Source organism: Ligilactobacillus ruminis DSM 20403 = NBRC 102161, from assembly GCF_900113455.1.
In the GTDB taxonomy this organism is placed as follows: domain Bacteria; phylum Bacillota; class Bacilli; order Lactobacillales; family Lactobacillaceae; genus Ligilactobacillus; species Ligilactobacillus ruminis.
This window is the reverse complement of sequence record NZ_FOPI01000016.1, coordinates 1-19,341: the sequence shown is the minus strand read 5'-3', so window position 1 is coordinate 19,341 and position 19,341 is coordinate 1. Positions and strand designations below refer to the sequence as shown.

The window sequence follows — 19,341 nt, the reverse complement described above, 5'->3', positions numbered from 1 at the left end:
GATTTGCCCGTAAAACAAGACGGGCGGTTACGGGCAAAACGTGGAAAACTGGGATTTGCCCGTAAAATGAGCTTGCAGACAAAACGGACTTCGGCAATCATTGCGCCTGTTTTTGGCGCAGGGACGTTTTCTTTGAGATTCGCGGTTTTCAGCATTTTGATGAGACTTACCAAAAAAGATGATGATTGTCGGATAACGTTCGTATTTTGCTTGACTTGGCTGACCTTTGTAGCGTATCATGAATTCTATGCGTAATTTCTGGAATTCGAGGTAAAAATATGACAACAAAGAAAAAGTGGCACGTAATGCCAGCAGTCGTCGCAACGACGATCATGAGCTTTTGCGGCGTTTTGATCGAAACGTCGATGAACGTGACTTTTCCGACGCTCATGAAGCAGTTCGGAATCGATGCAGGACTGATTCAATGGGTGACGACTGCCAATCTGCTGACGGTTGCCATCAGCATTCCGTTGTCAGCCTATTTGATTCGAAACGTTTCCGAAAAAAATCTGTTTGTCAGTTCAAATCTTTTTTTTCTGCTTGGCGTGATTTTGGATTCGATTGCGGGAAATTTCGAACTGTTGTTAGCCGGTCGCATCCTTCAGGGAATCGGCACCGGACTTGCCTTGCCGCTTGCGATGCACATTATTTTGGAGCACGTTCCGTTGGAAAAACGCGGTTTCATGGTCGGCGTGGCCACGATGACGACCTGCTTTGCGCCGGTAATCGGTCCGACCTATGGCGGAATTATTCTGCATCATTTTGACTGGAACAAGATTTTCCTGTTTCTCGTGCCGATTCTTGCGATTTCTTTTGTCGTCGGAATCATGTCGATTCCTCAGCGAAGAATTGAAACAAAGACCGGTTTCAATTTTGGCGGATACTTCTTTTTGGCATTGGGTTTGGCGCTTTTGCTGGTTGCCATCGAGCGTTTTTCGCTTTGGCTGCTTTTGCTCAGCATCATGGCGCTTTTGATGTTTTATTTTTCCAACAAAAAGAAGCGTCTCATCAGTCTGAACGTCTTTTCCAATCATCGCTTCGTCTGGTTCATGTATGGTGCTTTGGTCACGCAGGCCATCGCGCTTGGCATCTCATTCATTTTCCCGAATTATCTTCAGATTGGGTTGCATCAAAATACCGTCACGGCAGGGCTGTTCATGCTTCCGGGCGCAACGTTCGTGGCTTTTCTCGCACCGGTTTCCGGTCGATTGATGGATGAATTAGGTTATTTCAAACCGATTGTCTTCGGACTGACGCTTGCATCTTTGGGGTTGGCTTTTTTGGCCTTTGTCTTGCCAAATGCAGGGGTGAAACTGCTTTTGTGCGGCGACGTTGCCACAAAGATCGGCATGGGGCTTGCGGCAAGCAGTCTGGTTGCGACAAGTCTCAGTCAATTGGAACGCGAAGAATCAATCGACGGCAACAGCGTTTTGAATACTTTGCAGCAGTTTTCCGGAGCACTTTCGACAACTGTCGTTTCCGTCATCTTCGGCTGGGCTCAAAAAACGATGTCAAACGGCAGCATGGTCGGCAGTCGCATTTCGATCGTGCTTATTTTGGCGATAACCTTGATTGCATTGGGCTTGGTGCTGAAATTAAAGTTTGAAGCGAGAAGTTAATCGATGTCTGCGCACTGTATGTTTAAATGTCTGGCCGGAAACCCCGTGACTCTGGTGCCCTGTCAAGCTTTGCAGGCAGCTTTTTCATATAAATGAACAAATTGCAAAACAGGACTTTTGAACCCCGGTGTTCTCAGAAGTCCTGTTTTTTATCGGCAACATGAAAGGATTTGCCTGGCGAAAACCAATCTTAATGCATTCTTATAGGCGTTTTGACGTAACTTGAGTTATTATTTACTTAGAAGCTTTTCGAAAGGAAGTTTATGGATGGAAGATGCTAGATACGGTGGCTTGACTCAAAAAGAAGTCAAAGAACGAATCAACGCCGGAAAAACCAATCAGTCGGACGCTTCGACCGGACTGACCGTCAAGCAGATCATTTTGAGCAATACTTTGACGTATTTCAACTTGATCTTCCTGGTGATCACGGTGCTTTTGTGCATCGTCGGATCGTTTCGCAATCTGACCTTTTTGCCGATTATTTTGTGGAACATCATCATCGGAATCATTCAGGAATGGCGCGCAAAAAAAACACTTGACAAAATGAACCTGCTGAATGCTCCGCATGCAATCGTCGTGCGTGATGGAAAAGAAAGCAAGGTCAAGTCTGAAGAACTGGTGCAGGACGATGTCGTGCTTCTTTCGGCCGGCGAGCAGATTTGTGCGGATGCGACGGTGCTTGAAGGAAACGTTCAGGTCAACGAATCGCTTTTGACGGGCGAGTCGGATGAAATTGACAAGAAAAAAGGAGATACGCTTCTTTCCGGCAGTTTCGTCGTTTCGGGAAGGTGCTATGCGCGCCTGGACAAGGTCGGAAACGAGTCCTACATATCAAAATTAACGTCGGAAGCCAAAACGATTGACGGTTATGAACAGTCTGAGATGGTACGTTCGATCAATGAAATCATCAAGTGGGTCGGAATCGTCATTATTCCGATCGGGGTCATTTTGTTTTACCAAAGCTTCTTTTTAAACGGCGTCACGTTTCAAAAGAGCATTACGTCAATGGTTGCGGCCGTTTTAGGGATGATTCCCGAAGGACTGTATCTTTTGACGACGGTTGCCTTGGCCTTGAGCACGATGAGGCTTTCGAAACGCAAGGTTTTGCTGCATGACATGAAAAGCATCGAAACGTTGGCTCGCGTTGACGTTTTGTGCGTCGACAAGACCGGAACAATTACTGAACCTGAGATGAAAGTCAAGAAAGTCGTCTTTGAAGAAGAAGACGTCACTGAAAGGCTGACGGACTACGTGCTTGCCTCAAAGGACAACAATGCGACGATGCAGGCGCTGCAGTCGTTTATCCCGGAAGATGCAGAGCAAAAACATGCTGCTCTAAAGGTTGTTCCGTTTACGTCTTCGACAAAGTATGGCGGAATAATTTTCAATGATGCAACGTACTTGTTAGGGGCACCGGAGTTCATCATGCGCTCTGAATTTGAAAAAATCGAAGATAAAATTTTGCCGTATACGGATAAGGGGTACCGTGCGCTTTTGTTTGCGAAGTATGACGGCACTGAGCTTGAACATGGCCTTTCGGGCAGCGTTGAGCCGTTGGCCTATGTGATTTTTGAGAATCCGATTCGTCAAAACGCCAAGCAGACGTTTCAATATTTTAAAAAACAAAAAGTTGCGATCAAGGTCATTTCGGGCGACAATCCGAAAACCGTTTCCGAAATTTCCGAACAGGCCGGAATCGATGGGGCCAGAAATTACGTCGATGCTTCGACTTTGACAACCGACGCGCAAGTTGAAGAGGCGCTTGAGACAAAAACGGTCTTCGGACGCGTGACTCCGAAGCAAAAGCAGGCTTTCGTATCCGCTCTGCAAAAAAACGGGCATACCGTCGCGATGACGGGCGACGGCGTCAACGATATTTTAGCGATGAAGGATGCGGATTGCAGCGTTGCGATGGCATCCGGCAGCGAGGCAACCGCACAAGTTGCGCAGGTCGTCCTGCTTGATTCCGATTTCGTGAACATGCCAAACGTCGTGCTTGAAGGAAGACAAGTCGTCAATAACATCCAGCGGTCGGCAAGCCTGTTTTTGGTCAAGAATATTTTCTCGCTGCTGATGGCGGTCTTTTCGGCTGTTTTGATGTTTACGTACCCGCTTGAGCCTTCGCAGATTTCCTTGGTGACGGGATTTACGATCGGCGTTCCCGGCTTTTTGCTGGCACTTGAGCCGACCAAAGACCGAATCAAGGGGCATTTTTTGACGAACGTGTTCATCAAGGCTTTTCCGGCCGGATTGACCGATATGGTTTCGGTTGCTGCGCTTGTGGTCTGCGGCAAGATTTTCGGCATTTCCGATGATGAGATTTCGACGATGGCGACTCTGCTTTTGGGTGCGATCGGGCTGATCGTTTTGGTTCGGATCAGTCGGCCGTTCAATAAGAAAAAGTGGGCAATTCTATGGCTCAACGTTGCGGGTCTGGTCTTTTGCTTCTTGTTTTTGAAGCATCTTTTTGCAATCAGTCCGCTGTCAAGGGCCGATTTTTTGATGGTCGTCGTCTTCATGTTTGCGGCCGATTCGATTTTAAGGCATCTGACGCATGCAACGGAGCGCATTGCCAGAAAAATTCGCAGGAAGAGGCAGGATTTACCAAGGCATTTTGGCAAGAAGGGGTAGTTTATTTTGGAAATAGTTCAAGCAACAAAAAATGATTTGTCAGAGCTCTGCATTTTTTATGAAAAGGTTTGCGAGCAGCAAAAAGTTGACAAATATTCGCCTGGCTGGCACTGGGGGCAATATCCGTGTCGTGACGATCTCGAGTATGCGATCGCAAATCGGCTGTTTCTGCTCGGACGCATCGATGGAAAAATAGCAGCAGCGGGAATTTTGTCAGACGGCGACGATGATGCATACAATCATGCGGACTGGAAGGAAACAAAAGATGTCTGCGTGCTGCATCTGTTTGCCGTTTCGCCGGAATTCAGGGGGCAGGGCATCGCTTCTTCGATGCTTTCTGTGATAAAATCCAGGGCAAGAAAAGCGATTCACCTCGACGTGATCGAAGGCAACGATTCCGCCGGAAAATTATATCGCAAGAACGGCTTTGCGCTTGTCAAGCAAACCGAACTTTTTTACGATGACATCGGTGAAAAGGGCGCAGAACTTTATGAATGGGTTTCGCCGAAAAAAGCAGTCGAAACGAACAGGCTTTATCTGCGCAGGCTGGACGAGCATGATGCAATGAGAATCTATGAAACGTGGGCAAATGATCCTGAAGTCACGCGTTATCTGACTTGGGACGCTCACGAAAGCGTCGACGTGACCAAGAAGATCATTGCGGAATGGATGCGTGCCTACGAGGATGAGAAGTGCCATCGATACGGCATCTGCCTTAAGGAAACCGACGGATTGATCGGCATGATCGATGTCGTCGGTTATGAAGACGAGGTGCCGGTCATCGGATACGTTTTGGGAAGAAGATACTGGGGCAAAGGCTATATGACGGAAGCCTTCAAAGGGTTTAGCGATTATTTGCTTGAAGAAGGCTTTCCTGAAATCAGGATTAAAGCAGAAGAGCAAAACCTGGCAAGCAACCGCGTCATCATGAAGTGCGGCTTTGATTTCGTCGGCAAGAAGACAATGCTGGTCAAGGGAAGAGATGTTATCATCAATAAATATCGCAAGAAAGCTTGAGAAAAAAGTTCCCGTTTCCATCTTGAATTAAAGAAAATGCCGAACCAGGCGGTCGACAGTTTGATCACGCAGATGTTTTTTGACAATGAAAGTTTTTATCGTTTCAGAGAATGCTGCGAGCTGGCGGACATCAATACGCCGATCGTTGCCGGCATACATCTGTACACGATGAATGATGCCGAAACTGCCAAGTACATTTGGCAGGCAACGAGAAGTCTGTTTGAAAACGGCAGAAGGGTTCATCAGGTCTGAGTCTGCAACGTGCTGTTCATGAAACGCTTAAGAATGTGGCTGCGTCTTTTGAGACAAATTGCATAATAGTTGACGGAGACGTCTTCGTCAACGATCGGAACGGCTGTCTTGTTTTTGAGCAGATGGCCGTTTTTGACGTTGTCGTCACGCAAAAAGAGATAACCGTTTTGTCCGTCTTTTGATTGCGATCGACGAGACGGCTGATTATTTGCTGCATTTTACAGTACCATTAAAGCAAAGTGTTGACAAGATTAGAAAAAGGGTATAAACTTCAGTCAATAATATAAAACAAAACGTTGACGAGAAGAGTAGGCGGACTCGGATTCCAAAGAGAGCCTTTGGCTGGTGAAAGAAGGCGGGTCAGACAAGCTGAAGATGAGCTCTGAGTTTAACTGCGAGTGAAAGCTCAAGGTTCGTGAGGATACGATATAATCCCAGGCATGACGGTGCCGGAGAAGGCTGCGGATGATGCAGCGAAGATGGGTGGTACCACGCTAGGATGCGTCCCTGTGAAAGATGTTCTTTCACGGGGGCGTTTTTGTTTTAGATACAAGGGGGTAGGCAAGATGCCGATTAAAATACAACATGATCTTCCGGCGCGCGAGATCTTGAATCAGGAAAATATTTTCGTAATGGACGAAACGCGTGCGATTCATCAGGACATTCGACCGATCAAAATTGCAATCGTGAACCTGATGCCTTTGAAGGAGGCTACTGAACTGCAGCTTTTGAGGGCTTTGTCGAACACGCCGCTGCAAGTCGACGTTTCTTTCGTGTCGCTTGAAACGCATGAATCGACGCATACGGCACTCAGCCACTTGAACAGGTTTTACGAGCCTTTTTCCGAGATTTCCGCCAAGAATTTCGACGGCCTGATTATTACGGGAGCACCCGTTGAGCAGTTGGAATTTGAGGAAGTCGACTATTTTGACGAACTTTGCAAAATCATGGAATGGTCAAAAAAACACGTCACTTCGACGCTGCACCTTTGTTGGGGCGCTCAGGCAGGTCTGTACTATCATTACGGGATCAAGAAGCACCTGTTGAAAGAAAAACGTTTCGGTATTTATCAGCACCGGCTGTTGAATCGCAAAGTTCCGCTCGTTCGTGGTTTTGACGACGTTTTCTTTGCGCCTCATTCGCGTCATGCTGAAGTCGACAAACAGGATGTCTTGAAACATCCTGAGCTTTCCGTTTTGGCAGAGTCAAAAGAAGCAGGAATCTACCTTGTGATTGCAAATGACGGGCATCAGGTCTTTGTGATGGGCCATCCCGAATACGATCGCTATACTTTGCAAAGGGAATATTTGAGAGACAAGGAAAAAGGCCTGCCGATTGAGCCGCCTTTAAATTATTATCCGGATGACGACGACACCAAAGAACCCTTATTGACCTGGAGATCGCACGCCAATATCTTGTATTCCAACTGGCTGAATTATTACGTCTATCAGACGACGCCGTATGAGTTCATTCAGACGACAAAATAGGAATTCAGCGCTGCCTTTTAGTCAGGCTGCTCCAGTCGGCAAAAGCTGCAACGAACAAGACGTTGTAGGATATGTCCCACAAATGATGATCGATTGCGGATTCAATCACGATCAGTGCTAAAATGACTAACAGCGGAACGTATTTTGTCGAAAATCCGCGGATGATGAGAAATGCCGTCAGCATGATCATCAAAATCGTGAAGACGATGCCGAACATGGTCCACATGCGAACGATTGACGAGTCGATGAAAAAGTACCGTTCACCGGGTTTCAGCATGAGTCCGTTGCCGTTTTGAGGGATGAAACGCCCAAAAAGAGGCGGAACCTGGCATTGTTTCATGGCAACGTTGCCGTAGAACAAGCGGCTTGACAAAAAGCGGTCGAGCGTTTCCCAGAAACGGCTTGGCATATAGTAGACGTGAGTTATCCAAAGATCAAACAGAGCATATCCGCCGATAATGATGCCAAAGAAGCCGGGTCCGGAAGCCGTGATGAACGCTTTAATCTTATCATAAAATGCAGTGCACAAAAGCAGCAGAATCATTAAAATCAAGTCAAGCCGCGCATCAGTGAGAGCAAACGTCAGAAAAGCAATCAATGAAAGACGAATCAGGCATTTTTTGTCGCACTTAAAATCTCGCAGCAAAACATAAGCCATCATCAAGGAAAAGACATGCGCCGCAAAATCGGTCGGAGTCGCAATTCCCATGCTGAAACGACGGAACGGGATGCCAAAATACGTTCTTGCCTGTGCCATATTAGGAATTATGCGAAACAAAGCGCCAAAAAGCGAAAGGCACGTCAAAAGCAGACCAGTGAAAAAGAAACATTTCAGAATCTTCTTCCAATCGACACCGACTGCACCGAAGATGAAAACGGCCATGAAAAAAGGCGCCATTGCCTGCGCACGATGGCAGATGAAATAGAGCACGGCAAGCGTCAAGAAAATGCCTGTTTTGGTTTTTTTCGTCGAGTCGTCCAAAAAGAAGATTTTTCCGAGTACGCCGAGAACCGAAAGCTGGTAGATGCGATATGTCAAAGCCATCAATCGATCCACGCCAAAAACATGCGTCAGAGTCGTTCCTTCAATGAAGGCAGCTGCCGAGAAAATCGCAAACATTATTAAATAAGCCGTTTCCGGAACATGTTTTGCGCGTAATTTTTTTATCATTTATAACTCCTGAATTTAGTAACTGTTTACATTATACACTAATTCAAACGACATATGGGAGACAAAACTTTTTTTGCGCATTTGCAATGGTAAAATACTCGTATATCCAAATTGGAAAGAAGCTGTTGAATGAGAAATGACGAGAAATTAGGAACGGCTCCGTTGGGCAGGCTGATGCTTTCATTGGCGCTGCCAACGGTTTTGACACAACTGATCAACGTATTGTACAATATCGTCGATCTAATCTACATCGGACATATGCAGGCGATGGTAATCTGGCTTTGACGGGCGTGGGGGTTATCATCACTTTGATTGCCGCGTTCAGTGCATTTGCCGGAGCAGGCGGGGCACAGCTTGCAACGGTCATCTCGCAGTTTGTCAGCGCAGTCTGGATCGTCTCGTTTTTGAAGTCGAAAAGAAGCGTACTGTACTTGAAACTTGTCAGGCCGGACAAGTCTTTGATCCTTAAAATCGCTGCTTGGGGCATTGCACCGTTCGTCATGCAGAGCACGGAAAGCTTGGTGACGATCACTTTCAATACCGGCCTTCAGCATTACGGCGGCGACCTTTACGTCGGTTCGATGTCGATTCTGATGAGCATCATGCAATTGATCGTCATTCCGGTCAACGGCATTACTCAAGGCGTCCAGCCGATCATCAGCTACAACTACGGCGCAGGAAACAGGATGCGCGTGAAAGAAACGGTGATTCGCCTGGTTTCCGTGTGCTTGCTGGGAACGCTCATCTTGGCTGGCGTTGCGATTTTTTGCCCGGGCATTTATGCTTCAATGTTTACGAACGATGCCGAACTTGTTGCTTTGACATGCCGAATCATGCCGATTTTTTTCTTGGGCATTGCGATTTTCGGGATTCAGGCGGCTTGTCAAGCGACGTTTCTCGCATTGGGCCAGGCGAAGGTTTCGCTTTTTATCGCCACGCTGCGGAAAATCATCCTGCTGATTCCGTTGGCACTCATCTTGCCAAAATTTTCAGGCGTGAAAGGCATCTACATTGCAGAACCGGTTTCTGACGTTATTTCAGTAATCGTGACATCCGTTTTGTGCGTCATTACGTTGAAACGGATTTTTAGCGAAATGGAGGATAAATCATGATCAGGAAAGCAATCAACACAAACGAAGACGTTTTGATGCTGCAAAAGCTGGCAAAAAAGACTTTCTATGATACTTTTGCCTACGAAAACAGTGAAGAAGACATGAAGGAATATCTTGAGACCGCCTATGATTTTGACGTGCTCAAATCAGAAATAGAGTGTGAGACGTCGGATTATTACTTCTATCTTGACGGCAATGACGCCGTCGGATTCGTCAAGGTCAACTGGGCTGATTCTCAAACCGAACCCGATTATCCGGATGCGTTGGAGATACAAAGAATTTATTCTTTGAAAGAATATCACGGTCACGGTATCGGCGCGGCTTTGATGGAGCATGCCATTTCCGTTGCGCGCGAACTCAAACGCCCCATGATGTGGCTCGGAGTCGAAGAGCAAAACAAGCGCGCCTATCGCTTTTATACGAAATATGGGTTTAAAAAGGTCGGTACCCACGTTTTCATGCTCGGAGAAGATGAGCAGCATGACAGCGTTTTGGTCAAGAATCTTGAAGATTGAAAGAAAAGCGTCAAACGGCGCTTGTTTTTTTGTCGTAAAATGCAGAGCTCGGACGGAATTTCGTCGCCTGGTTGTTCAGCGTGGCGGGTATTTACGGGCAAATCGCTGGAAAATGCCTGTTTGTCCGTAAAATGAGTTTTGTTTACGGACAAACCATCAAAAACGGCTGCTTTGTCCGGAAATCTTGATGAGATCATGAGCAAAATTCAAGCGCAATTCAATCGACTTTGTCAGAAACTTCAATTCGGATCAAAAATAAGCGGCAGAAAAGGGAATAATGAAAAAGCAGCCAGGTTCAATGACCCGACTGCTTTTTTCTTCATTATTAATCAAAATCAACGTCTTCGCTCTGTGTTCGATCCTTCAAGCGCAGCGAAACGATAAAGCCGATCAGCGCCAAAGCCAAAGTGAAGCAAAAACCGTAGCGAACGCCGTGTTCAAACCGAAGCGCTTCGCTTGAGGATGCAGAAGCAGCCTGACCCATCGCAAGAAAGCTCGTCGCAAGAGCCGTTGCAATTGCGCCGATGATCTGCTGCAGCGTGTTCATGATCGTTGAACCGTCGGCAGATTCCGGACCGGCCAGCGCATTCAAAGCATGCGTCTGGGATGGCGACATCGCAAGCGGACAGCCGATCATCAAAACGACGTGAGCAGCGATGACATAGGCAAGAGACGACTTTGCGTCTGCAAAACAGAACATCAAAACGCCGATCAGGGCAATGACGAAGCCCAAGCGAGCAAGCAGCTTGGCCCCCATGCGGTCATACATTCTCCCGGCAAATGCAGAGACCAAGGCATTGACGATGCCGCCCGGCAGCATGATGAGCCCGGTCATCGCAACCGGCAGCATCATGGCATTTTGAATGAACTGGGGCATGAGATACATCGCGGACAAAATGATGCCGAAATCAATCATGACGAGGATGGCGCCGGTCCGGAAGGCAGGCTTGGCGAAGACTCTGAGGTTCAGGACTGGTTCATCAAGCTTCAGTTGACGTCCTGCATAAAGGACGAGTACGATGATGCCGACGGCAAGAAGACCGAGCACCCTTGGCGAAGTCCAACCAGCTTCTGATGCGAGACTTGTTCCTGCAACAATGGAACTGAAGCCGATGACGGATCCCAGCACTGACGGCAAGTCAATCTTAGGACGGGTGATGCGGCTGACGTTCTTCAGACCGATGAAGGCAAAAAGAAGTCCGACAAGTAAAATGATTGCAAACATGAAGAAGACGGCACGCCATGAGAGGGCTCCGAGGACGATGCCCGTGACGGTCGGTCCGATTGCCGGTGCAAACATGATGACAAGTGCGTTGATGCCCATCGCAAGTCCCAGCTTCTTCGGCGGGAAGATCAGCATCGCAACCGTGAACATCAGCGGAAGAATCAGTCCGGTGCCGATTCCCTGAATCATCCGTCCGAACAAAAGCATGCCAAAGCTGTTTGCAAAGCCGGAAATCAATGCCCCGACCGTAAAGTCAGCCAAAGCGAAGATGATGATCTGACGGGTTGAAAACCACTTTGAAATCAGACTTGAAAACGGCAGCACAATGCCGATCATCAGCATGTACCCTGTCACGAGCCACTGCAGCGTGCCGGTTCCGACTGAAAAGACCCTGCCAAGCGTCGGCAGTGCAATGTTCAGGGAAGTTTCGCTGAGCATTCCGACGAACGCACCAATCAGCATGGATGACATGGCAAGCCATGGACGGTCAACTTCAACAATTGCAGTGTTCATACGCATTTCTGAATTTTCCAAAAAAATCTCTCCTCTCAATGTGCAGTCGATTTTCGCTTAAGCAAAGATCGGGAGACTTGTCCACCGTCGCATTACTGCGACCTGACTGTCACAATTTCCGTAAAAATACAACATTGATTATCCTAGCACACTGAAAGTGGATGACGTAAGTTAAAAAACGGTTAGAATTTTTCTGAAATGCAGAGCTTTGAAAGGAATTTTTCAGAAAAAACGCAAGATCGCAATGATTAAAAAAGCATGGACTGCAAACGAAGCTCTGCATTTTCATTACGCAAGCACTTGACCTAAAGTCAGCTTGAGGTTTTATAATTGAGTCATCAAAACATGAAAGCGAGCTGACTCTGATGAAAACAGCATATTATGAACAAGCAGGCCAAATGAGCGTTGTCGATCTGGACAAGCCCAAGATTCAAAAAGCAGACGATGCGATTATTCGCGTCGTTCGATCGTGCGTTTGCGGCTCCGACCTGTGGGCATATTCCGCCGGCGACAGCAAGCAAAAGCACTCGATCAACGACGGACACGAAGCAATCGGCATCGTGGAAGAAGTCGGAGAAAGCGTGACGACTGTCAAGCCTGGCGATTTCGTCATCGTGCCGTTCACGCACGGCTGCGGGCACTGTCCCGCATGTCTGGCAGGCTTTGACGGCGTTTGCGTCGATCATGACGATAATTTCAGCAAGGGCGCCCAGGCTCAGTACCTGCGCTTCCAGCACGCTGATTGGGCTTTGGTCAAAGTGCCCGGTTCTCCTGACGACTACAGCGAAGGGATGCTCAAATCCCTGCTGACGCTGGCCGACGTCATGGCAACCGGCTACCACGCTGCTAAAACCGCACACGTCAAACCAGGCGACAAGGTCGTCGTCGTCGGTGACGGAGCCGTCGGTCAATGTGCGGTGATTGCCGCCAAGATGCTCGGAGCTTCGCAGATCATCATCATGAGCCGTCACGAAGACCGCCAGAAGATGGCGCTCGAATCGGGCGCAACCGACGTCGTTGCTGAACGCGGAACGGAAGGCATCGAAAAGGTCCTCAAACTGACGGGCGGCTACGGTGCCGATGCCGTCCTCGAATGCGTCGGTGCCCAGGGCTCGACCGACCAGGCATTCGGCGTCGTTCGTCCCGGCGGCTTCATCGGCCGCGTCGGACTTCCGCATGGCGCCAAGATGGATCCGGCAGAAACGTTCTACCGAAACGTCACGCTTGCCGGTGGTCCTGCTTCGGTGACGACCTATGACAAGGAAGTCTTGCTGAAGGCGGTCCTTGACGGTCATATCAATCCGGGCAAGGTCTTCACGAACAGCTATACGCTGGATGAAATCAATCAGGCATACAAGGACATGGCGGACAGAAAGACGATCAAGTCCTACCTCATCATGGACTAGGACAGGCGAGGCTGCGTTTTGCGGCCTCGTTTTTTTGAATGTGTGGATTCGAGTGGTTATGAGCCGTAAGCTAAGCTTCTGTCTGGTGTCGGCGGGGCTTCATATTAGCAGTGTGAGGAAAGTCAAAATTCCAGTTTTGGTGGGCAACGCGCGTAATTTCCATCAACCATGGAGATCGACCACCAAAAAACAAGCCTCCAGGTTACAGACACCGTGACATGACTTCCACACAGTCATGCGCCGCATTGAAATCTCACTTCCCACAGGCTATAATCAAATGTGTAATCGTTTTCCTTCAACCAGCGGCTTTCAGAAACAAGAAAGCCGCATGTCAGACAACGGGAGGAAGGAGGTGACGCCGATGCCGGAAATCACTGACGAACAGTACAGGTACCTTTCCCGTGCCGTCTACTTCGTAGGCAAGTTTCCTCATCAGTACAGGAAGGGCAGAATGGTCACGATTCATGGCAGAAAGTATGTGGTGGAAGACGTCGAAAGCAATAAGAAAAACGGACTTCAGGCGCTGGCAGTGACGCCAAGGGACGCCCCGGACGAACTTGTCATCGCCTATGGCGGAACGGACCCCGCAGACATCAGGGATGCGCTGACCGACATCGAGTTCATCGCCCTCGGCAGGGAGCACAGCCCCCTTGATGACGGCCGGGACCGGCTCAGGGAGGTCATTGCGAAAAATCCCCGCGTACAGGAACTCATCTCAAGGCTCGGCCTTGACGGAACTGCACTTCTTGCTGCCAGGGAATCCGGAGACTCCCAGGCCGTTTCTGCGCTGAAATTCGCGCACCGAGCCGCCGGCGGACGCACGTTCACGACGACCGGACACTCCCTCGGAGCGTCTCTTGCCATCTACGTTGCCGTCAAGTTACGGATGTCCTCCACCTGCTTCAACGGACCGGACATCAGCACCATCCTGTCCGCAGAAGAATGCGCCTGCATCAGAAGCCACCCCTACGAGTTCAGAAACTACCACAACCCCGGCGACATCATCGGCAACGTCACTCCCGACCGTCTCGACTGCGCAATCACCGCCGCGGGACAGCGCACATCCCTTGACATTCTCGCCTGTCACAGCCTGAGAAGCTGGCACTTCAGCGAATCCGGCTCCGTCACATCAGAGGACGGCAGGCCGCTCCTTAGCGAAGAAGAACTTTCCTTCTGCCGGAAAATGCAGAGCGGAGACCCGGCCTGCAGAACATTTGCCTCGTTCGTTTCCGCCGCTTCCGACAAGGCAGTGAGCGAGGTGCGCGCATCTTCCGAACGTGAGCGCGGACAACTTGTCTCCTGCTGCATACGCCGTGGCGTCAGCCTGTGTTCCTTCATGAACGAACAGGAAGTGAGGAAATTTCTTCTGGAGGAGCTGGAGTTTCCCGGAACTTCCCGCGGGTTTCCGCGGCCGTATGAACTTCAGGACCGGATCATCCTCCGTGGACTGGCCGGACAACTCAAAGCGGAGCTGACCCAGTTGACGGAACAGACCGGATCCCGCATCAGAAGAGAGGCGGCGGGGGTGTTGAGGGATGCAGAAGAAAGCAGGAATATGTATGAGCAGGAACAAGTGGACCGACATGATCATTGAACTCCAGAGCCTGGCACAGGCCGGACTCACCTCCGGCAGAGACGACTTCGACCTTGAACGCTACGCAAGGATCCGCGACATTGCCGCCGAAGTCGACAGAGTCATCGCCGTTGCACGACTGGGAAAGTCACAACACTACCCACTACGCATACGGTGTCTGCAAGATCTTCACCCTCTGCCACGTCACCGGCGGAAGCTCCGAGAAAAACATCGAGACCACCGGCTTTGACTGGTTTTCAGAAGCCCCCTCTTGCCGTTGCCAAGAATAGCGAAGAGCAGGTGCGCATGTGCTTTGAGGCATACAGGGCAGGGGATGAGGGGAAGGTGAGGTTTGACTGATGTGCATTGTTTTTTTGGTTGCAATGTGTGCTATACTTGAGGTCAAGAACTTGTGTTGTGGAGGGGAAAGTAATGGAAACTGTATTTGTGCCAATTGACGCCAGAACAGACCCAAGGTATCTCTATGTAAGGAACAATCCTCTGTATAAGGACTTCTTTGAAGGATTCTTTGATTATCAGACCGATTTGTCATTTAAGGCCGGCAAAGTCAGTAAGTCAAGCGGGAAGGCTCAGTCTTACCGCAACCATTTGATGAAGATAATTGTTTTTTATAAGGAAGTTTACGGATCATATCCAACTAGCTTGGAATCAGAGAAAACCGCTGCAGGAATTGAAGCTTTTTTCAGAATGAATGATTTTGTCAAGCTTAACAGAGAAAAGAAGAATTTTTACAGCGCTACAATTAACGGCTATCTTGATTATCTTGACCAGTTAAAGATTGTTAATGCTGGCGAGATAAAAGAATCCCCATCTGAACGCTACAAGATAAAATTGCTTAAGAAGCCCGTGAGAAAAAGTCCTGTTCAAACGACAATTCTCCAGTATCCACGCAATCCTCATGAAATGCTTGCAGCCAAGCATAGGAGCGGATGGAAATGTTGTTATGACAGCAGTCATGAAACATTCATCTCTGAAAATGATCATAAAAACTTTGTTGAGGGTCATCATTTAATTCCCATGCAGCATCAATGTGACTTTGAGTACACAATTGATTTTGCAGATAACATTATCCCGCTCTGTCCCACTTGCCATCGGCGCATTCATTTTGCTATCAAGCAGGACAGAAACAGGATGCTTGAGAAATTTTACTTTGAACGTATCGATGACATCAAGGTTCATGGAATTGATATTTCGATTGATGAGTTGGAATCGTATTATGTATAAGAAAAGCAGGTTGCGGTGCGGTCTGCTTTTATATTTGAAGTTAGCTGTAACTTATAGTAAAGTTCATTTGAAAATAATTCATGCAATAGTTTGTTAATTCAGGAAGACGTGTATTGATGCGGAAGGTTATGTTATAATATTTGTAGCTGCTACATGTTAATTTGCTTTTTTGGTGAAAAAACAAGATTATTTGCATAGCTGCTATTATATTTTATGAGGTGATTCAATGAAGAGAAATTATGATAAATTTGAAGCTGCTATAAATTTTAATCCAACAAAAAGAAGTCAGACAATGACTATTCAAGATTTGAATAAACGTATTGAGGAAGGGGGATTGACCGTTCCTTTATATCAAAGAGGTTTAAGTTGGAATGATGATAAAGCAATTGCCCTATTTAATTATCAGCTTTTTGGTAAAGCTCCAGTTGCGCCTATTTCGTTGAATGAGATAGGTACGCATGATGAAGTTCCCCAATTAAATTTTATCAGTAGGGAGCAGATTGATGGTGAGAATCAAGGAAAGTTGTCTGTAGTTGATGGACAACAAAGGTTAACAACGAATTATAAGGCTTATTCTAACGATAGTAGTTTCGAAAAAATAGCATTGGATTTATCGCAATCAAAATTCAGAAAAAGGAAAAAATATGATAGAAATCAAGTTCCGGTTGGTATTTTGTTCAACAAAGATCAAAAGGTATTACAAGATTACGTATATGGAGAATGGTCCTCTAATGATGCAACGGAACTGTTTCCTATTTTGATTGGTATTAGATCTAAAATATTAAATTACAGTTATACAATCCATATTGCTGATAACATGACAGAGGACGAGCAAATTGAATGGTTTGAGGTTCTTAATAATGCAGGTAGTAAGGTATCTTTGATAGAATTGTCTTTATCAAAACTCAAAACACATGATTTTGACATTTATAGTGAGTTTATTACACCTTATAAAAATATGGTCAAAAGGTATGATTTTGAAGAGTTATTCACTCCTTTCTCATCAAATGTTTCATATCCAATTGCTAGTCTGAATCCCGCAATAGAGCGTCTGTTTAAAGATGGAAATCATAGTAAAAATTATGCACCAATACCATCGGATACGAAGGAGAGGCAGTTGTTGAAGCTAAGCAAGGAGGACTTGAATAGAATCTCATGTTTAACGTTAGAGAATTTGAAAAAGGCATTGGATTTTATTACTAATAATAATCTTAAAGAATATGCCAATAAGATGCAGTATGTGATGTATTTGACTGGATATTACATTCTTGCTAATGGAATTCAAGAGAATAATCTTGTTGATTGGGTTAAAGATACTAAGTTCGAAAACCTTTCCAACGGGCAGCGACGAGAGGTTTATATGAATTTAATTAATAATATTTTTTAGTTAATTCTATATCAACGGGAGGCACGCATGTGGGCACGGGATGTATGGCTCCATCTTTCCAGGAAGATTGTGCTTGCGGACCGGTATCATATTTTCACTACGGATGAGAAGCTGAATATGTTCGAGTTCTTCTGCAGGGAATATGCCAGGCTTGTCAGGCGGTATATTGACAATCGGGAGGATGCTGAGAGCATGAATGCGGAAGTGGTTTCCGTCGATCTCATCAATTTGATGGACGAGAATGAATCAAACGGCATGTTTGCTCCCGTGCATGATGAGTCTGTCGTGGACAGTGTTCATGACCAGCTTCATCCGGAGGAAAAGCTGTGGAAGTCGTACTGGTTCAGCATCTTTTCAATCAGGACGGGTGAAAGCTGGATGGTGAACGGAATTGACGAGTTCATCAGCAATGGGATTCTGAAGCCGATGCTTTCAAGTGACAGTTATGAAGAATATGCGAGAATCTACAACAGGGTCCTTCTTACCGAGTATACGTCCGATGAAATGAGGGAAGCCGTTGAAAATGGTGATGCTGGCAGCTATGTTGACAAGCTGGATGAGTTCTTCATGGAACTGGACAGGCTTACGCAGATGCAGTGGCTTAATTCGCTGGGAGATGGCGAGTTCCATGTATATTCGTTCTGCTGATTCAAATTTGAATATTGACAAAAGGGCGTGGAGAATCAGATTCTCTGCGCCCTTTTTATGTTGTCCTTAGAGGGAGTGAAAGCTAATGATATCGTGCATACATACAGTTAAGCTCAATCATTTGGAGCCTAATAGTACTTGAGAAAAGTACTGACTGAAATTACCAGTTCAGTAAATTGTCAAGGGCGGATTTAAATTGTCGTTTTATGGCGGTTTAAAAATGTATGATTTGGGCGGTTTAAGAACTGACCGATGTTAAACGGTATGACTTTCCCTTGATCTTAATCACGTGTGAGTGATAGACAAGGCGGTCTAAAATGGCTTCTGCGGTTGCCGTGCTATTAAGGACGGTTCCCCAACTTGATAATGGAACATTGGTCGTTATGATCGTTGATTTGCGTTCATAACGGCCATTTATTAGTTGAAACAGCATCTTGGATTCATTCGCCGATATCGGCAAATACCCAAGTTCATCAATGATTAACAGATCATACCTTTCGTATTGACGCATTACTCGTTCCAGATGCTGCTTTTCTTGAGCTGACTTCAATCTGAGAATTAATTCGTGACAGTTTATGAATAATGTTCGCACGCCTTGCCGGCATGCTTCGATGCCAATTCCGATGGACAGGTGTGTTTTGCCCACGCCAGGACTGCCAATTAAAGATAATGTTCCCTTAATTATCCAGAAATGACATGGTCGCAAACTCGTCGATTTGCTGCCGATTAACCAAAGGCTGAAATTGATAATTAAAATCACTGAGCCGTTTGACAATCGGGAAACGAGCCCGCTTTATTCTTCGCTTTAAGCTTTCTTGTCGCTGATAGGCAATCTCCTTATCCGTTAACTCTAATAGTGCCTCGCTGAAGCTGATTTGACTGTCATTGACTTGCTGCCGATAATCCGCAATTGATTCGGCCATATTATTTAAATTCAGCTTCGTTAAATTGTCGATTAGTCTTTGATATTGATTCATTTTATTCCCCTATCTGATCATAAATGCTGAGATTATTAAGCATATACTGATCGATTTCTTCATCCGTTTTGTCTTCCATCAAATCACTTTTAAGAATGGCATGTTTATCACGAGGATCGTAATTAAACTGTTTATTTGTTAAATCGTGTTTCTTGATTTCAGATCCTTGATAGAAGATACGAATAGATTTACCATCAGTATCCGGTTTGATTTCAACCTCTTTTCCGATATAATTAGGGGAGACAGAGTATTGATGGTTTTGAAATCTAATCATTGAGTCTTGCGATACTTTTCTGGTTTGGACGCTGTCGAAGTATCTTGTGAGATCGTAATTGAGAGGCCGGAAATGCTCTTTTTCTTTTGTCCATAATTCAACCGGCTTCCGGTTATTGCTTTGTGACTTCTCGTGATTTAGGCGTTTGGCTAATCGATTAACGATATCATTCAGGTCATTAATGGTACAGAACTCTCCATCGTAAGGCTTCAGTCGTCCCATCGTTCTTGCCAATGCTTCAACGCAGCCTTTGGTCTGCGGCCTAAATGGCCGACAAGCGATTGGATGA

17 protein-coding genes and 3 pseudogenes are annotated in these 19,341 nt (G+C 46.6%); 15 read left to right on the top strand and 5 right to left on the bottom strand.

Annotated features, from left to right (window positions below; all coding sequences use genetic code 11):
• The 5 genes and pseudogenes from BMZ95_RS05860 to BMZ95_RS05840 all read left to right on the top strand — a co-directional run.
• The coding region (locus BMZ95_RS05860) for a hypothetical protein (RefSeq protein ID WP_225357358.1) at positions 1 to 255 on the top strand (255 nt) is incomplete at its 5' end.
• A 23-nt stretch (positions 256 to 278) separates the two neighbouring features.
• Positions 279 to 1,619, top strand: coding sequence for an MFS transporter (locus BMZ95_RS05855; protein WP_046922337.1), 1,341 nt, complete (start codon positions 279 to 281; stop codon positions 1,617 to 1,619).
• Positions 1,620 to 1,886: 267 nt separating this feature from the next.
• On the top strand, positions 1,887 to 4,250 hold the full coding sequence (locus BMZ95_RS05850; protein WP_046922338.1) for a cation-translocating P-type ATPase: 2,364 nt from the start codon (positions 1,887 to 1,889) through the stop codon (positions 4,248 to 4,250).
• Between the two features lie 6 nt (positions 4,251 to 4,256).
• On the top strand, positions 4,257 to 5,267 hold the full coding sequence (locus BMZ95_RS05845; RefSeq protein WP_046922339.1) for a GNAT family N-acetyltransferase: 1,011 nt from the start codon (positions 4,257 to 4,259) through the stop codon (positions 5,265 to 5,267).
• A gap of 27 nt (positions 5,268 to 5,294) precedes the next feature.
• A pseudogene (locus tag BMZ95_RS05840) lies at positions 5,295 to 5,519 on the top strand (methylenetetrahydrofolate reductase); the annotation flags it as partial.
• On the opposite strand, the gene BMZ95_RS11260 reads toward BMZ95_RS05840, so the two are convergent.
• Positions 5,510 to 5,671, bottom strand: a complete 162-nt coding sequence (locus tag BMZ95_RS11260; protein WP_164477218.1) for a hypothetical protein — start codon at positions 5,669 to 5,671, stop codon at positions 5,510 to 5,512. The pseudogene BMZ95_RS05840 and the gene BMZ95_RS11260 overlap by 10 nt on opposite strands.
• Positions 5,672 to 6,085: 414 nt before the next feature.
• Between BMZ95_RS11260 and metA the strand changes: the two genes are divergently transcribed.
• Positions 6,086 to 7,006, top strand: a complete 921-nt coding sequence (gene metA, locus BMZ95_RS05835) for a homoserine O-acetyltransferase MetA (protein WP_014073093.1) — start codon at positions 6,086 to 6,088, stop codon at positions 7,004 to 7,006.
• Positions 7,007 to 7,010: 4 nt separating this feature from the next.
• Here the strand turns inward: metA and BMZ95_RS05830 are convergent, their stop codons facing one another.
• Positions 7,011 to 8,177, bottom strand: a complete 1,167-nt coding sequence (locus tag BMZ95_RS05830) for a hypothetical protein (protein WP_046922341.1) — start codon at positions 8,175 to 8,177, stop codon at positions 7,011 to 7,013.
• Between the two features lie 129 nt (positions 8,178 to 8,306).
• Here BMZ95_RS05830 and BMZ95_RS11450 point away from each other — a divergent pair, with 129 nt between their 5' ends.
• From BMZ95_RS11450 to BMZ95_RS05820, 3 genes are read left to right on the top strand one after another with little or no spacing between them, the layout of a single operon-like run.
• Positions 8,307 to 8,462, top strand: a complete 156-nt coding sequence (locus BMZ95_RS11450) for a hypothetical protein (protein WP_225354924.1) — start codon at positions 8,307 to 8,309, stop codon at positions 8,460 to 8,462.
• 5 nt (positions 8,463 to 8,467) lie between these two features.
• Positions 8,468 to 9,289, top strand: coding sequence for an MATE family efflux transporter (locus BMZ95_RS05825; RefSeq protein WP_225354925.1), 822 nt, complete (start codon positions 8,468 to 8,470; stop codon positions 9,287 to 9,289).
• Positions 9,286 to 9,804: a GNAT family N-acetyltransferase gene (locus BMZ95_RS05820; RefSeq protein WP_046922342.1), complete on the top strand. Its 519-nt coding sequence runs from the start codon at positions 9,286 to 9,288 to the stop codon at positions 9,802 to 9,804. The genes BMZ95_RS05825 and BMZ95_RS05820 overlap by 4 nt, the downstream gene beginning before the upstream one ends.
• 325 nt (positions 9,805 to 10,129) lie before the next feature.
• Here the strand turns inward: BMZ95_RS05820 and BMZ95_RS05815 are convergent, their stop codons facing one another.
• A complete protein-coding gene (locus BMZ95_RS05815) occupies positions 10,130 to 11,542 on the bottom strand; it encodes a DHA2 family efflux MFS transporter permease subunit (protein ID WP_143454966.1) in 1,413 nt (470 codons plus the stop codon).
• Positions 11,543 to 11,907: 365 nt separating this feature from the next.
• On the opposite strand from BMZ95_RS05815, the gene BMZ95_RS05810 reads away from it, so the two are divergent.
• From BMZ95_RS05810 to BMZ95_RS05785, 6 genes and pseudogenes are all read left to right on the top strand, one after another.
• Positions 11,908 to 12,948, top strand: coding sequence for a zinc-binding dehydrogenase (locus BMZ95_RS05810; protein ID WP_046922344.1), 1,041 nt, complete (start codon positions 11,908 to 11,910; stop codon positions 12,946 to 12,948).
• A 361-nt stretch (positions 12,949 to 13,309) separates the two neighbouring features.
• A complete protein-coding gene (locus BMZ95_RS05805; RefSeq protein ID WP_225354926.1) occupies positions 13,310 to 14,542 on the top strand; it encodes a lipase in 1,233 nt (410 codons plus the stop codon).
• A pseudogene (locus tag BMZ95_RS05800) lies at positions 14,508 to 14,881 on the top strand (NUDIX hydrolase). The gene BMZ95_RS05805 and the pseudogene BMZ95_RS05800 overlap by 35 nt, the downstream one beginning before the upstream one ends.
• A 57-nt stretch (positions 14,882 to 14,938) precedes the next feature.
• Positions 14,939 to 15,766 (top strand): HNH endonuclease, encoded by an 828-nt coding sequence (locus tag BMZ95_RS05795; RefSeq protein ID WP_225357356.1) that lies wholly within the window; start codon positions 14,939 to 14,941, stop codon positions 15,764 to 15,766.
• Positions 15,767 to 15,992: 226 nt separating this feature from the next.
• Positions 15,993 to 17,153 carry a DUF262 domain-containing protein gene (locus BMZ95_RS05790; protein WP_052750358.1) on the top strand — a complete coding sequence of 387 codons (1,161 nt, stop codon included), beginning with the start codon at positions 15,993 to 15,995 and terminating at the stop codon, positions 17,151 to 17,153.
• A 27-nt stretch (positions 17,154 to 17,180) separates the two neighbouring features.
• Positions 17,181 to 17,801 (top strand): hypothetical protein, encoded by a 621-nt coding sequence (locus BMZ95_RS05785; protein ID WP_143454964.1) that lies wholly within the window; start codon positions 17,181 to 17,183, stop codon positions 17,799 to 17,801.
• 238 nt (positions 17,802 to 18,039) lie between these two features.
• On the opposite strand, the pseudogene istB reads toward BMZ95_RS05785, so the two are convergent.
• Together istB and BMZ95_RS05775 are read right to left on the bottom strand one after the other, a co-directional pair.
• Positions 18,040 to 18,778: pseudogene (gene istB, locus BMZ95_RS05780) on the bottom strand (IS21-like element helper ATPase IstB).
• Between the two features lies 1 nt (position 18,779).
• The coding region (locus tag BMZ95_RS05775) for a Mu transposase domain-containing protein (RefSeq protein WP_404802669.1) at positions 18,780 to 19,341 on the bottom strand (562 nt) is incomplete at its 5' end.

Coding starts and splice junctions, on each gene's coding strand:
- BMZ95_RS05855 (WP_046922337.1), top strand. CDS start 279: ATGACAACAAAGAAAAAGTGGCACGTAATGCCAGCAGTCGTCGCAACG.
- BMZ95_RS05850 (WP_046922338.1), top strand. CDS start 1,887: ATGGAAGATGCTAGATACGGTGGCTTGACTCAAAAAGAAGTCAAAGAA.
- metA (WP_014073093.1), top strand. CDS start 6,086: ATGCCGATTAAAATACAACATGATCTTCCGGCGCGCGAGATCTTGAAT.
- BMZ95_RS05830 (WP_046922341.1), bottom strand. CDS start 8,177: ATGATAAAAAAATTACGCGCAAAACATGTTCCGGAAACGGCTTATTTA.
- BMZ95_RS11450 (WP_225354924.1), top strand. CDS start 8,307: ATGAGAAATGACGAGAAATTAGGAACGGCTCCGTTGGGCAGGCTGATG.
- BMZ95_RS05820 (WP_046922342.1), top strand. CDS start 9,286: ATGATCAGGAAAGCAATCAACACAAACGAAGACGTTTTGATGCTGCAA.
- BMZ95_RS05815 (WP_143454966.1), bottom strand. CDS start 11,542: ATGAACACTGCAATTGTTGAAGTTGACCGTCCATGGCTTGCCATGTCA.
- BMZ95_RS05810 (WP_046922344.1), top strand. CDS start 11,908: ATGAAAACAGCATATTATGAACAAGCAGGCCAAATGAGCGTTGTCGAT.
- BMZ95_RS05805 (WP_225354926.1), top strand. CDS start 13,310: ATGCCGGAAATCACTGACGAACAGTACAGGTACCTTTCCCGTGCCGTC.
- BMZ95_RS05790 (WP_052750358.1), top strand. CDS start 15,993: ATGAAGAGAAATTATGATAAATTTGAAGCTGCTATAAATTTTAATCCA.
- BMZ95_RS05785 (WP_143454964.1), top strand. CDS start 17,181: ATGTGGGCACGGGATGTATGGCTCCATCTTTCCAGGAAGATTGTGCTT.